This is a genomic window from ANME-2 cluster archaeon, from assembly GCA_014237145.1.
In the GTDB taxonomy this organism is placed as follows: domain Archaea; phylum Halobacteriota; class Methanosarcinia; order Methanosarcinales; family Methanocomedenaceae; genus Methanocomedens_A.
Genome location: JAAXOC010000032.1, coordinates 37,281 through 51,226, shown reverse-complemented (window position 1 = coordinate 51,226; position 13,946 = coordinate 37,281). Strand labels below are relative to the sequence as shown.

The window sequence follows — 13,946 nt, the reverse complement described above, 5'->3', positions numbered from 1 at the left end:
ATGCAAACAGTTACTTTAGTACCAAAAGAACAGTTTAAGATATCTGTTGAAGCTGAAACGATAAAACCCGACAATTTTGCAGGCAAGAGCGCTGATGAGATCGGCGCACTTGTGGCATACGAGGGAAATGCGCCCCGACCTTTGTCAGAGTTGTTCGATATCAAGGTTGACGGTAGCGCTGATGCTGCGGATGACGTAAAGATAGAGATAAACGGCAATGTGAACAGGGTGAAGCGTATCGGTGAGGCTATGACTGCCGGGCTCATTATGATAAACGGCGATGTGGATATGAGATGCGGCGCTAAGATGAAGGGCGGCACCATCACCATCAAAGGTAATGCTGATTCCTGGGTCGGCCAGGAGATGACTGGCGGCGAGATCAATGTCCAGGGCGATGCAAACTACTATGTGGGTGCTGGCTATCGCGGCGAGGCCTGCGGCATGCGCGGCGGCAAGATCACGGTGTTCGGAAATGCCAATGATTTTGTTGGCGAGCACATGTGCGGCGGCGAGATCATCATTAAGGGCAATGCCGGTATCATGCCGGGGGTGTCCAACAAGGGCGGTAAGATCGTTATTGAGGGCGATACTGACATGCCTGGCAGTGAGATGACCAAGGGTACCATTATCGTTAAAGGTACGGTCAAGGATCTGATGCCTGTGTACCAGCGTGAGGGCATCGAGGCCATAGACGGCGTGGAGTTCACCAAGTATGTTGGCGACGTAGTCGTTGACGGTGTGGGTGAGCTGTTCGTTAAGTAGGCAAAAATCGATTTTTTTACAGACCCGGGCAGCTCCAGTATTTAGGAGCTGTCTCAGACTTTTTTTAACACATTTTTAATTTCTTAGACTTAAAAACTCTTCAGCTGACAATCCAGTTTGCTTAATAATCGCCTTTAACGTCCCTTTTGGAATGTCTGCCCCAAGATAGTTCGGGACTGCAACTCTTCTGCTGGTAGTTGTATTAAAGAAAATTTAGTTGATTAAACCAATACTACAATCGAGAAACTACAACTCACATTTGAAATAGACATTATGGATGAAATAGTTCCAATAGTGAAAGAAAAAGTGACAAATGAAAAGTATATTATTAAATTATATAGTCGAGGTTTACTTTATGGTGGTATAATTGGTTTTATTGTAGGCCTTCTTGCTGGGATTTTACTTTATTATGCAGGCTTTTCATAAATCTTATGTTCACTTTAGATATCCCAAATAACTCCCTCTACGTAACACTCCAATTTAGACAGTTAAAAGTCCCACCAACGCAACACATCCTTCTACTTTAATTTTCTTACCCGTCCTGCTTTACACCTACCCTATTCAATTCAAGACAATCATTAAATACTGTGAAAACTAAAAATATTGTGTGAATCAATTATGCTTGGTGAAACAAAAGTCTCAAAAGGATACCAGACCGTAGTACCTTCAAAGATACGAAAAGCCCACAATATCATCCCCGGAGACATTCTTGAATGGACTGACACTAACAACGGGATACTGGTACATCCCAGAAAAAAACGGACACTGGAAGACATAACAAGTCTTATAAAATCTGAAGGTGATGCAGTGGAAGCCAAGAAAAAAGTCCAGATGGGGCTTAAATGATATTCGCAGATTCCTCATATTTTATTGCCATCGCAAGAGAGAAAGACAGGTGGCATAAGGATGCACTCAGGGCAGCCAAAATAAATAATGAAGCACTTCTGATATCTGACTTAATAATAAGTGAAAGCGTAACATTGGTGGGTTCGCTAGAAGGGGGGAAGGCAGGTCAAATTCTTTACGAATATTTCGTGGATAACTGTAAAATAGTATTTACTGATATCGATTTACTGGAAAATGCGATGCAGACATTTTTGATGTATGATGGTACATTATCACTTGCTGATGCGACGTCTGTTGAAATAATGCATCAGTCTGGAATTGACAGAATTGTATCTTTTGATGGTGATTTTGATAAAGTTAATGGGATAAAGAGAATCCATTAGTTCTCGAATTTAACAAAATGCTTATACTTCATTAAGTAGTATAATTAAATACAAGTGATAAATTATGAGCAACAAATTACTCCAGATTCGTGTAAATGATTATCTTCTTCAGCTGATCGATGAAAATGTCAACCTCGGGCTGTTTGCCAACCGGACCGATTTCGTGAGAGAGGCAATCCGTGAACTATTGAGGAAATACGAGATGCAAAGAGCAAGTCAAAAGATGGACTCATTCGCTCAACAAACTGCAATAAAATATTCAAGGAACCCATCAGAAGTACTGCAAAAAATCCGTGAGGAAGAGGATGAAAGGTTATAAACCTAAAATTATAGAAATTCTCAATAGATATGGATTACCAAAAGCCATAATACGAATTAAATTACAATATAAGTTATCAAGGTGATACGAATGAAGACATACCTAATTCTCTGGTTCAGTAGCGAAGGTGCCATGCCCTCTGAGGTCAACCGGCGGTTAATGTCCCTGGGATTCAAGCCAATACAGGGAGTCCATGATTATGTTTATGAATGGGACTCAAATACCGATGTTGAAGACATTCTCAGGTTCGGTGACCGAATCCAGGTGACCCTGAAGGGCCTTAATGTAATGTTCAAGATAGAGACCATTGACGGCAAATGAAACTAACTGTACTCACACGGATCAATTATTTTAGCACCGGACAGTGCACCCATTAGCAGTTCTTCCACCTTTATATTGTCTTCTTCACTACACATTTCACCGCATTTTGCAGCAGTGGCAGGTTTTTCAGGCACTGCAGTACAACACGTGGCTGGCCTGATGGATGCATCATAGGTTCCGATCTTCCGGGCGATGTCGATTATCTCGGTCTTATCAAGCCCGATAAGGGGATGGTAGATCGGTACATGTATCCCGCAGGTCTCTGCCATCATATTTTCAGATGTCTGGCTTGCCACCTGGCCAAGTGATGAACCGGTTATAATGCCGAAAGCCCCTTCCTTTTCCATGATACCTGCTGCAATGCGGTACATCATCCTGCGGCAGAATATACAGGCATAACGGCGCTGGCAGTCTGAAAGAAATGCATCCAGGCTTATGCCGTTTGGTACTTCGTAGGCCTTGAAAGGATGGCCTGGTGCCCATGTTTGCAGTACCCTGAGACATTCCAGTGCCCGCTGCCGCATGGTATCATCCGAGAACGGTTCATTGTTGACATATACAGGTATTACCTCACAGCCACGTTTCATCATAAGCCATGCAGCCACAGGAGAATCGATACCACCCGAGACCAGGGCCACCATCTTACCCTGTGTACCCAGGGGCAGGCCGCCTGTACCATTGACAACATCCGTATATACGAATCCTTTGTTCTGCCTGACCTCCACCATGATCTCCCTGTCAGGAGTTGTCAGGTCAACCTTGGAATTGAGCTTTCGCACCCGTTCAAATACAGCATCACCACAGGCCACGCCGATATCACGGCTTGAGAACCCGTGATTGCCAGACCTGCGGGCCCTGATGCCAAAGGATTCATTCTCATTGATAATGGACTCTCCCACATCGGCAGCTACAGACGCTGCAGATTCAAGTGTGGGCTCACACGTAATGGCCGGGCTTACCGAAACTACGCCAAACACTCTTGCTACGGCTCCCACAACTGCAGGGTTAGTGGTATGGATATATATGCGACCCCATTCCCGGGACAGGTCATCATGATCAATACCTGAAGCATCAAGCATGGACCTGATATTAGACATAAGGGTTTTTTCGTACCTGTTCCTTACTTGTCTGCTCTTCAGTGCCAGTTCACCATACCTGACAAGTATAACATCATTAGTAGGTCGGACCATTTATTCCTGTTCTTCCTTCAATACTGCCTTGATTATCCTTGCATAAGCGGGCCTGGCTATCAGCACACCGATCAACACACCTATGATAGTTGTCAGTGCAAAACCCTTTAATGCGCCGAATCCCAACCAGAACAGCCATATCATTGCTATAATGGTTGTGGCTGCCGCCGCAAATATAATGCCGAATGCCCTGGAAATACGTGCAAGGTAAACCTTGGTTGGAGGAAGTTTCCCCTCGTATAATACCTCATCAGTGATTATTACAAGATGATCTATACCTGTTCCAATAACCGCAATAATACCTGCAATGGCAGGCAGGTCAAGCTGCCATTTCACAGCAGATGCAAAGCCCAGTATCATCACAACCTCACTTATGGATGTTATGATCATGGGTAACATGATCTCTTTTTTGCGATACCTGAGATATATCATGAATGAGACCATTATAATGGCAAGCAGTCCTGCTATGGCTGTAAGTTCCTTGAACTGGGCGCCCAGGGATGCGGGCACCTGGCCCGAACCTATTACCTCCACATTAACTGGCAGGGCACCTGCCCTCAAATGAGATTCCAGTTGTTTTGCACTTTCTTTACTCTCAATGTCACTTCCAAAGGAGGCACTCATATCCTGCACAGGCATTATTTTCAAATTGTTGGCTAACCTGTCATTCAAAGGAGCACTGAAAATGACCTCATTATCAAGGTACATTATAACCTCATGATTAAGAGGGGCATTGACCGCATTGGTCTCAATGGCTGCCTCCCTCAGGAGTACAGCACCCTGCTGTGTCAGGGTGAACGGCACACCCCATACCCCGTTATTTGCCTCATGGATCCCGACAGTCTGGATATCCTCCCCGTACACGGCATGTATGGACTCATTGCCTTCTGTCTGGATACGGATCTCGAACTTACCTGGAGTGGCTGCCAGATTCATTGCTGTCTCGATATCGATTCCTGCCAGGTCGATGAGTATGTATTCCCGTCCGACTATGGTTGGCTTGACATCACTGAGCCCGAAGAGGTTTAATTTATCCTCAAGTATCTCCTTGGTTTTGATCAGTGTAGCCTGGGATACGCCATCCCTGTATAAGATCACAGAACCCCCGACATCATCAAGTATATCTTTCAATTCATCAGCAGATGTCTGCTTCCTTATCTCATACCACAATCCATCCCTGTCCTCTGATAGCACAACCTCTGTCTTATAGCTGTTTTCCAGATACCTGGAAATTACATGGTACTTATCCACCTGCAGGTTAACGGCTGAAACTCCGCTTCTTCCACCAGACACTGCAGCCTGGCCGTATCCCAGGGATTCGACCTGCTTTGCAGTGACCAGGGTCCCGACCTCAAAGGAGATAGATGTGTCCGTTGTACCTGTTACTGTTACGGTCGTGTTTAAGAAAGATGAGTATTCGTGTGTTATGATGTCCCCTACATCGGCATCGATTTTGGCCATGGCACCTTCGGGCCTAAGCTGGAGCCATGAACCTCCATCAAGGTCAAGGCCGTACTTGAGTCCGCCAAACCCCAGATCAGGAAAGATGGCAGGTAACAGCAGTAATATCAGTGAAATGATTATGGCCCCACCCATCAGCAATATCCTGGGATTGCTGGCAAGTCCTCTCTCAACTTTTTCGTCCCTCATTTCCTGCCCCCCCTCTTTTTCTTCCCTATAGGGACTTCGCGTCCCATGTACCATTTAAGTATACCTGTGTTCAGCATCCAGGTGTTCATTAGGTCCGTGGCCAGTCCGAGGAGCAGGACCGCGGAGATATCACTGATGATATCGATCCTGGAAAATGATGAGACGTACTGGGCACAAGTGCTGACCAAAAACAGTATAAAAATGGCTGCAAGGGTAGTAGTGGTCATTGTAAGGCCGGTCTTCATCGCCCCCTTTAATTTTTCTTCCAGCTTGCCCCTTCGCTTTAGCAGCCTGGTTGTCAGCAGGATGTCACTGTCAATGGAATAACCTATGAGCATAAGTAGTGCCGCCACAGTTCCCAGTGACAGGGCAATGCTGAACAGGTTCATCAATGTGGCTGCTATGACGATATCGGAAAATGCGGACAGTACGACCGCACCGGAAGGTACCACTGACCTGAATATGATAAAAACCAGCACAGCCATTCCAAGGAATGCATATATGACAGCTTTTATTGCACTAATTTGCAGGTCATGGCCGTATAATGCACTTATCTGCTGCAGTGATATCTCCTTGCCGAAATTGGAGATAAGGTAATCATTTAATTCCATCTGTGCAGTTTCGTCCATGGGAGCGAACTTGAGCATAACCCGTCCGCCGCCTGCATCCCGTGCGCTTATTGGCGGCGTGTCTGGAAATTGTGAAGTGAACTGCTGCTGCACTTCTTCAAAGGATAACGTAGACTCTACAGTAACTGTGGTACCTCCTGTAAATTCGATACCCAGTTCCACCGGACTGCCTGTAGAAATAAATGACCAGCCAAGGATAACAAGGGATAGTAATAAGAGGACAAGCGGGATAATGATCATCTGTGTTGTTGATACTTTCTTAAGATAAGATTCAATATGTTGTTCTATGTTGATATTCTTCATTAACCGCACCTGTGAAATTTAATCGTAATAATCCAATATCCAGCTTAATTAAAGCCCAAGACAGTTCACTATTAATATCTATTTAAATTAAACAAATATTATAATTAATTTTTCTCTCCTTTTTTCATCCAACTTATTTAACATTTAGGTTTGCCAATAAGTGATATACTTCAGATACACATTAATGATATTTAGATATTAAATTGTAGGAAAAATATATGCAAATTTAATTATAGCATCTGTTATGATGAATTACCTTGAAAGCCAGTTATTTTAATAATTTTTCAAACTATTTATTTCTACCTTTTTTTTCCAAAATCAAACATAATTTAAATCAATTCATACAAATATTGTAGAGGGGCAATGACCATTATAAGCGTTACTGTAAATAATCCTTTATAATAAATTTGATCTTAGTCGTTATATCCCGCAGCTCTGCTGCGGTTGGGTGTGCCGGGGCAATGTTTGACTAAAAAAAAGAGTGGGACATGACGAATTTTTAGAGTTAACGAATACTACGAATCCTCCACTCTCCCATCCACCAGCGTGATCACCCGATCTGTCCGCTCCGCCACCCAGGGGTCGTGAGTTACAATGATAACAGTCTACCCACCATCAGACAACCGCCGCAGGATGTCGATAATAAGGTCCCTGGTCTTGGTATCCACCTCACCTGTAGGCTCATCAGCCAGTATGATAGCAGGCCTGTTGACCAGCGCCCTGGCAATAATCACCCGCTGCTGCTCCCCGCCGCTCAGTTTAGAGGGTTGTGGTTCAGGCGGTCGCCCAGCTCCACTCCTTTTCTACCTTACCGTGTGCAAGCGATTGAATAGCGGAACCAGCCCGCACCTATGCGCGCTGTCCACTTATTCCAACCAGCCTAAAAAACAACCAGTAGATACAATCCACAGGAGATGAGTTGAACTTACTAAAATCCCTTATATAGATTTATGTAGATGATATACTGATCATGGTATCGGTTACAGACCAAGGCAGTGGCGAACGACCATTTCAATCCTTTTCAATTTTTCATCAGAAAGTTTACCTGCTGGTTTTTCGGGAAACCGTTTTGGATCCAATGAACGAATTTGAAAGCATAAGAAAACGGTCTCTAATGGTAGACCACTATCTTCTGGAGATACACGAATATTTATTGGGAAATCACGGGAAATGTTTTCACCCTTAGTTCCAACAACAACAGTGACTACAAGAGGTTGTTTATTGATTGCATCTATTGATAAAACTAATACTGGACGCGATCCTGCTTGCTCTCGCCCTTTCACAGGATTAAGATTGACAAAATAAATCTCACCGCGATGGATGGACATTATCAATTCTCCAGTCCATCCGCTTCCGTTACAACAAACTCTTGATCAATCTTTTTTAATTCATTCCGAATCTCAGGATCCGCTGCCATCGCAGCAAGTTCTCTCTCAAAAGTAGCCTGCTCAACGTCATCACTTTTCAATAAATCCTCTCGCAAGTGATGAACAAGTTGCTCGATTAATTGCAACTGCTCATTAGGGGGTAAATGGCTGACTGTTTTTTCAATTTCACTTAAAACTACTGAAGACATTATGTGCCTCTGTTTGTTAAAACGTTGATTGACGCAGATTTAAGTGGCATCTGCGTTTATCTACGATTCTTGCAATTATTGAAATTACTGGATATTTATATCGTACCACTAACTTCATTAAATCACTAAATACCTCTTTTCAGTTTTCTACTATATTAAGTCATCCAACACATTCCATAAAGCAACGTTAATTACTCAATCTGACCTTGTAATACACCTTTAAAAGATATAAGAGCCCCAAATAGCCAAATAGCCAAATAGCCAAAAACCCGCCCAGGCGTTCAACTTACTACCCTCCCATCCACCAGCGTGATCACCCGGTCTGTCCGCTCTGCCACCCAGGGGTCATGGGTCACGATTATCACAGTCTGCCCGCCATCAGACAGCCGCCGCAAGATGCCGATAATAAGGTCCCTGGTCTTAGTATCCACTTCACCTGTGGGCTCATCTGCAAGTATGATAGCAGGCCTGTTGGCCAGCGCCCTGGCAATACTCACCCGTTGCTGCTCCCCGCCGCTCAGTTCAGAGGGTTTGTGGTTCAGGCGGTCACCCAGCCCCATCTCTGTTAGCACCTCACGGGCCCGCTTGATCCGCTCTTTCTTGTGAACCCTGGCAAATCTCATGGCAATCTCCACATTACCCAGTGCAGTAAGGGCTGGCAGCAGGTTGAAATGCTGGAACACAAACCCAATCTTCTCGCGGCGCAGCCTGGGTATCTTATTCGCCTTAACCCCGGTCACCTCGATACCGTCAATGAATACGCTGCCTTCTGTGGGAATTTCCAGCATACCGATGATTGACAGCAGTGTGGATTTTCCCGAACCTGACGGACCCACGATACTTACAAGCTCCCCCCTCCTGACCTCCAGGTCCACACCCTGCAAGGCATGTATGGGTACCTTGCCTTGCATAAAAGTTTCTTTCAGGTTCCGGGTCTGCAAAATAATATCAGGCTCAGCATCATTCATATCTGAGTGCCTCCATGGGACTCATGCCGGTAGCCCGCAGAGCAGGGTAGATACCTGACAAGGTACCCAGCAGTATGGCAAATAACATGGCAATGGCTACCAGCCGGGGCGTGATAAGGAACAACACGATCCCCTTTTCAGCCAGCCATAGGTTTATGCCAAAAACTGCACCCCATCCGCAGGCCAGTCCCAGCAGCCCCCCCAGTAAACCCATGATAGCGGCCTCGCCCACAGTCATCAACAGGATATCCCGCCGCTCTGCCCCCATTGCCTTCAGTATGCCGAACTCCTTTGTGCGCTCCATCACAGACATTAGCATGGTGTTCATAACGCTCAGCCCGCCGATAATAGCTGCCAGGACTGCAGCACTTACAGTTATTACAGAAAATATCATCAGGCCCTGCTTTGCCTCTTCCTCCAGTTCACTGGGAGATAGTGTATCCACTCCGTCCACGCTGAGCTTTATCCGCTTTGCCAGCAGGTCACCATCAACCCCCTCTCCAGGAATAGCAAATATCATAGAGACCATGTTGCCCATATCATAGACATCCTGGGCAATATCAAGGGGGATTGCTGCTGATGCATCAAAAAAACTACCTGTATATTCCAGCTCTCCAACCACTGTGAAGTATTTGTCCTGTATCTCTATGCGGTCCCCTACACCAATATCATACTGGGTTGCAATACTACTACCAATAACGGTTACGTATCTATCCCCCCTCATGAGGTCCCTTCCTTCCTTGACTTGGACTGGTCCCAGTACAGTATGGGATTTCTCTGGTGGTAGCCCTATTACCTGGTTACCGCCAAAACTCATGCCCCCTCCCTCCTCCAGCGGTGCCATCAACAGCCCGTATGCATCATGGACGCCGGGTACTTTCCTGACCTCTGCCGCTTTACTGGTGGTCACGCTCCCGCCGAACACGCCGCTTGAGCCGAATACACGTATCTTATCAGCGGTCAGTGCAAATGAGGTTTCAAATGTCTGGTTGAAATTCTCTGACATGGAACCCATTACGATAACTGCGAATATACCAAGGCCGATGCCAAAAATTGTGAGGGCCGTCCTGATCTTCCGCTGTGAAAGGTTTCGCAGTATAATGTCGAACAATGCCTTCACCCCTATCTCCTGCTACTGATCACAGCTGCATATATAATACACAGGATGGTCAGTAAAATTGTGAATCCCGGTGTCTGGGATTTCGTGGGCTGGCTTACAGGGTAGGCACGTTCTGGGATAAAAAGCATTGTTTCATACCTGTCCAGTATTTCATTTTCAAGTGTTAAAATATGGATGTTGACCTGGTACGTGCCAGGGTCAAGGTCATCATCCCATATGATACCCACGGTATCGTCCCTGTCCAGGGTAAGAGGTTCGGGCTTGCCTGTAAATACAAGTGGATCTGAACCGTCTTTGTGGAGTTTTACTTCTACTATACCGTTAAAAGGTACCTGTGACATGCCGTAAAGTGTTACACTTGCGCCGAAATCGTCTACGTCTACATCCATGTCATCAATCTCTACCTCCTGGTTTGAAGTGAACCCGGTCACGTATGAGGATGTAATAACCGGTGTGTGGGATATGGCCTTTACTCGTACGCTATATTTGGTATTGTCATCCAGGAGGATGGGCCAGTCAATGGAAAGCTGGTTGGACTGCATCACAGGTATGTCCTCTTTGGTCTCGGAATATATTATCTCGCCATCCTGAATCAATTGGAAGGTAAAATCAGCAACGCCGGGACTGGATACGCTTCTGGGCTTTAATACCATGCTTGCGCCGCTGCTGCTGGCGCTGAGATCAACTACCTGAAATCTTGGCAGTACCACAAACCCGTACGAGAATGGATATGATGTTTCATCTACAGATCTGCCATCGACCAGTACGCTGACTGTGGCCACGTAGTTTTTGAATTGGGGTTTTGAATCCCACATGATGACCTTTGTTATTTCCTTGCCTGGTGCTATTGTAAAGTCCAGGCTTGTTTTTTCGATTAATTTATCCCTGTATGTTAATTTGAATATGAGCTGTCCATTATTTACCTGTTCGCTGGATTGTATTGATACGTCCATACTGTTCTCATCTGAGAATGTTGAAGTGATCCATGTAGTCTGGTTTTCACCGACAGAGGCTGGGAAAACAATAAGAGTCAGCAGGATGGCAAGAATATAAATATTTCTGGATTTCATTGCCATATTGTAAGCTGGATTGTGTAAAAAATCTTTCTCTTGACAGTCAAACGTTGCGACGGCACTCTCAACCGCAGAAAAGCTGTGGGGTATAGTAATTAAGATAAATAGCTTGAGGAAGAAGGAATCGAGATTATCCGGTAGTGAACTACTTAACAGTAGATAATATCTGTATCTGGATTTCCAGAGGTGAAATATTTATACTATCTCTATCTATCTGTACTTCCATATGCTTTTGTAAAGAGTCCCGATCTATCCTGTTTTTAGTGAATTTGATCTCAATATTTGGAATGACAGTATCCTGTATTGCAGCTCTGATTGCAATTTTGTCATTAAACATTACATATAGCTCTAAAGGATTTTCGGCATTTAAAACCAATATTTCTTTTGGCGTAATTCTTCATTAAGCTGTTTGAACGTTTGGAAATCCATTTTTTCAATAAATATATCGATATCTTCCGTTCCCCTGGATCGTCCGAAGAGTATAGAAACATAACCACTTACAATAACATAATCTGTATATTTTTCCAGAATTTTGATAAAGTCTATTACAAAAATATCCAGTTTTGAAACCAATTTTTTTCTTAGAATGATATATTAACAGTAAAAATTATGACACAAAAATATTTGTAGCTACATTTCCTCTGACAGTGCAGGCCTATAAATCAATGCGTGGTTCACAGGTCAAAATATGTGGTTTATTGGCGGGTGGAGTTTGAACAAGTTCAATGATTATATTTTGCCTGTATATCTAAATGGTAATCAGGAAAACTAGGTAGATGCCACAGGAAATCTTGTTACTGGCCAGGGTATTTACTTGAGTTAATCATGTTTACTGACTTTCGTGTTATAACTATTTGTCACAAACAGTTTCTGCGCCCATATTCCTTGCCCTGGTAACGAACACCCTGCCCCCTATCGTGGATTCCAGGTATTCGGACACGGCATTTTTCACGTTCACGGGATCCTCTGCCACGGCATATACTGTTGGTCCGAATGAGCTCATACCAGCACCACAGGCACCCTGCTCCTTCATAATCTCCATACACCGCCTTACTTCTTCAGCCTGCAAGCCCACCTCCCGATGCTTGAAACCCACATCCTGGATGCGGTTTACCGCATCCCCGAAAGCATGCATATCCTCTTCCATCAGTGAGGGCAGTATCTCCATCAGTATGATATGTGATACAGCCTGCACCTCCTCCAGCGGCAGGGGGCAGTATTGCTTGAAAATATCCACCTCGCGCTGGGACGAGGCTCCTTTCAGGTCAGGTATGGCAACAACTAGTGGCCATTTAGGGAAATCATGCCGAAACAGCACAGGTCCGGGCGGCACCCGGCTGGCAGCCGAAGGTGAGAATGCACCCTTATCGGCAAACCTGTGACCGCCGTCCACGATAAAGCCGCCGTGCTCAAAGGATTCCACGCCAATGCCTGACGTGCCGCCCCGGCCCACAAGTGCGGCCACCTCACGCACGCTAAGCTCCAGGTCGTACATCACATTGACGGCCCAGCCTGCGGCCAGAGCACCCTGGGTTCCGCTGCCCAGACCCACATGGTCAGGGTATGCTTCCTCAATTGTGATATGTATGCCTTTGTCTTCAGGGATGACAGCCTCGGCTGCGGATCTTATGCGCCCCAGATCACCGCTGCCTGTGACGAACACACCCTCGTTTGTTTCCCTTGCCAAGAGTTTCATTGACGGGTCGTTCAGTGTCAGGCCAACGCCTCCGTCCACCCTACCCAGGGATGCATTCAGGTCTATAAGGGTGATGTGCAGCCGGGAGGGTGTGGTTATCTGTATCATTACAGATAATGACAGTGCTGTTTCATTATAAAACTTAGGAAATGAGTATTACTCAGGACTTTTATATATTAATCCATGAGTGGGTATGAGCACGGCTCAGAACACAGACCTGACATGACAGAAAAGAATCTCAGGTATGCCATCTACGCCACTTCAACCATTTTCATACTTGAGTTGGCAGGATGGATGTATACCAACAGTCTTGCCCTGTTAAGCGATGCGGCTCACATGTTCATGGATGTGTTCGCACTGGTCCTGACCTATGCCGCCATCCAGATAGCAAAGAGGCCGTCCAGCCACAAGGTGACCTATGGTTACCACAGGCTCGAAATATTCTCGGCACTCATCAACGGTATCACTTTAATTATAATCTCGGTATTCATAGCCAGGGAAGCATATTTCCGGCTGATTGAACCGCCCTCGGTCAGGGGTATGGAGATGCTGGTAATAGCAGCAGTGGGTTTGGTAGTTAACCTGTGGGTAACTACACGGTTACACGGCCACCACGACCTGAATGTCAGGGGGGCCTACCTGCATGCGCTGGGCGATACCCTGAGCAGCGTTGCAGTCATTGCAGGCGCCCTGATCATCCTGTTCACTGGCAGCTTACTTGCCGACCCTGTGCTGAGTTTCATGATCGTGGCAGTCATACTACTGGGTTCTGTTAGGCTCATACGCGATTCGCTCCACATCCTGATGGAATCCACACCCAGGCACGTGGACATCAATGAACTGGTTGAGGCAGTGAATTCCATTGAGGGTGTGGAAGGTATTCACGATATCCACCTATGGAGCGTGTGTTCTAATGTACATGCCTTAAGTGCCCATATCCTGGTGGGCGAAATACAGGTATGTGAAACCGTAGCCTTGATCGATGCCATCAACAAGGTAATGGCAGGGAAATTCAATATTACCCAGACCACTTTCCAGTTCGAGAGCGTTGAATGCGGTAGACCCCTTATTCATGGAGTTGAACATTAATATGAGCCCGGAAGTTGGATT

The 13,946-nt window shown here is 45.5% G+C and carries 18 protein-coding genes; 7 read left to right on the top strand and 11 right to left on the bottom strand.

Annotation, left to right across the window (positions count from 1 at the left end):
• The 6 genes from HF974_04285 (at position 1) to HF974_04260 (ending at position 2,631) form a co-directional block, all read left to right on the top strand.
• Positions 1-762, top strand: coding sequence for a formylmethanofuran dehydrogenase subunit C (locus HF974_04285; protein MBC2697558.1), 762 nt, complete (start codon positions 1-3; stop codon positions 760-762).
• A gap of 273 nt (positions 763-1,035) precedes the next feature.
• Positions 1,036-1,188 (top strand): hypothetical protein, encoded by a 153-nt coding sequence (locus HF974_04280; GenBank protein ID MBC2697557.1) that lies wholly within the window; start codon positions 1,036-1,038, stop codon positions 1,186-1,188.
• 192 nt (positions 1,189-1,380) lie between these two features.
• Entirely contained in the window at positions 1,381-1,608 is a 228-nt protein-coding gene (locus HF974_04275; GenBank protein MBC2697556.1) for an AbrB/MazE/SpoVT family DNA-binding domain-containing protein, read from the top strand.
• Positions 1,605-1,991 carry a type II toxin-antitoxin system VapC family toxin gene (locus HF974_04270; protein MBC2697555.1) on the top strand — a complete coding sequence of 129 codons (387 nt, stop codon included), beginning with the start codon at positions 1,605-1,607 and terminating at the stop codon, positions 1,989-1,991. The genes HF974_04275 and HF974_04270 overlap by 4 nt, the downstream gene beginning before the upstream one ends.
• A gap of 64 nt (positions 1,992-2,055) precedes the next feature.
• The gene (locus HF974_04265; GenBank protein MBC2697554.1) at positions 2,056-2,310 is read left to right on the top strand and encodes a hypothetical protein; all 255 of its coding nucleotides are present in this window, start codon (positions 2,056-2,058) and stop codon (positions 2,308-2,310) included.
• A gap of 90 nt (positions 2,311-2,400) precedes the next feature.
• Positions 2,401-2,631 (top strand): hypothetical protein, encoded by a 231-nt coding sequence (locus HF974_04260; protein MBC2697553.1) that lies wholly within the window; start codon positions 2,401-2,403, stop codon positions 2,629-2,631.
• Between the two features lie 2 nt (positions 2,632-2,633).
• Here HF974_04260 and thiI read toward each other — a convergent pair whose 3' ends face one another.
• From thiI to HF974_04205, 11 genes are all read right to left on the bottom strand, one after another.
• The gene (gene thiI / locus HF974_04255; GenBank protein MBC2697552.1) at positions 2,634-3,821 is read right to left on the bottom strand and encodes a tRNA 4-thiouridine(8) synthase ThiI; all 1,188 of its coding nucleotides are present in this window, start codon (positions 3,819-3,821) and stop codon (positions 2,634-2,636) included.
• On the bottom strand, positions 3,822-5,471 hold the full coding sequence (locus tag HF974_04250; GenBank protein MBC2697551.1) for a preprotein translocase subunit SecD: 1,650 nt from the start codon (positions 5,469-5,471) through the stop codon (positions 3,822-3,824). It abuts the gene before it with no gap.
• The gene (locus HF974_04245) at positions 5,468-6,403 is read right to left on the bottom strand and encodes a protein translocase subunit SecF (protein ID MBC2697550.1); all 936 of its coding nucleotides are present in this window, start codon (positions 6,401-6,403) and stop codon (positions 5,468-5,470) included. Before HF974_04245 ends, HF974_04250 begins: the two co-directional genes overlap by 4 nt.
• A 605-nt stretch (positions 6,404-7,008) precedes the next feature.
• Positions 7,009-7,161 (bottom strand): ATP-binding cassette domain-containing protein, encoded by a 153-nt coding sequence (locus tag HF974_04240; protein ID MBC2697549.1) that lies wholly within the window; start codon positions 7,159-7,161, stop codon positions 7,009-7,011.
• A 222-nt stretch (positions 7,162-7,383) separates the two neighbouring features.
• Positions 7,384-7,731: a type II toxin-antitoxin system PemK/MazF family toxin gene (locus HF974_04235; GenBank protein ID MBC2697548.1), complete on the bottom strand. Its 348-nt coding sequence runs from the start codon at positions 7,729-7,731 to the stop codon at positions 7,384-7,386.
• Between the two features lie 2 nt (positions 7,732-7,733).
• On the bottom strand, positions 7,734-7,979 hold the full coding sequence (locus HF974_04230; GenBank protein MBC2697547.1) for a hypothetical protein: 246 nt from the start codon (positions 7,977-7,979) through the stop codon (positions 7,734-7,736).
• A 281-nt stretch (positions 7,980-8,260) separates the two neighbouring features.
• Positions 8,261-8,947 (bottom strand): ABC transporter ATP-binding protein, encoded by a 687-nt coding sequence (locus HF974_04225; protein MBC2697546.1) that lies wholly within the window; start codon positions 8,945-8,947, stop codon positions 8,261-8,263.
• Complete coding sequence (locus HF974_04220; GenBank protein ID MBC2697545.1) at positions 8,940-10,058, bottom strand: ABC transporter permease; 1,119 nt, start codon at positions 10,056-10,058, stop codon at positions 8,940-8,942. The genes HF974_04225 and HF974_04220 overlap by 8 nt, the downstream gene beginning before the upstream one ends.
• Positions 10,059-10,069: 11 nt before the next feature.
• On the bottom strand, positions 10,070-11,137 hold the full coding sequence (locus tag HF974_04215) for a hypothetical protein (protein ID MBC2697544.1): 1,068 nt from the start codon (positions 11,135-11,137) through the stop codon (positions 10,070-10,072).
• A gap of 148 nt (positions 11,138-11,285) precedes the next feature.
• Positions 11,286-11,477: a hypothetical protein gene (locus HF974_04210; GenBank protein ID MBC2697543.1), complete on the bottom strand. Its 192-nt coding sequence runs from the start codon at positions 11,475-11,477 to the stop codon at positions 11,286-11,288.
• 513 nt (positions 11,478-11,990) lie between these two features.
• A complete protein-coding gene (locus tag HF974_04205; GenBank protein ID MBC2697542.1) occupies positions 11,991-12,944 on the bottom strand; it encodes a beta-ribofuranosylaminobenzene 5'-phosphate synthase in 954 nt (317 codons plus the stop codon).
• Positions 12,945-13,019: 75 nt separating this feature from the next.
• Between HF974_04205 and HF974_04200 the strand changes: the two genes are divergently transcribed.
• The gene (locus HF974_04200) at positions 13,020-13,925 is read left to right on the top strand and encodes a cation transporter (protein MBC2697541.1); all 906 of its coding nucleotides are present in this window, start codon (positions 13,020-13,022) and stop codon (positions 13,923-13,925) included.
• Positions 13,926-13,946: the final 21 nt, after the last annotated feature.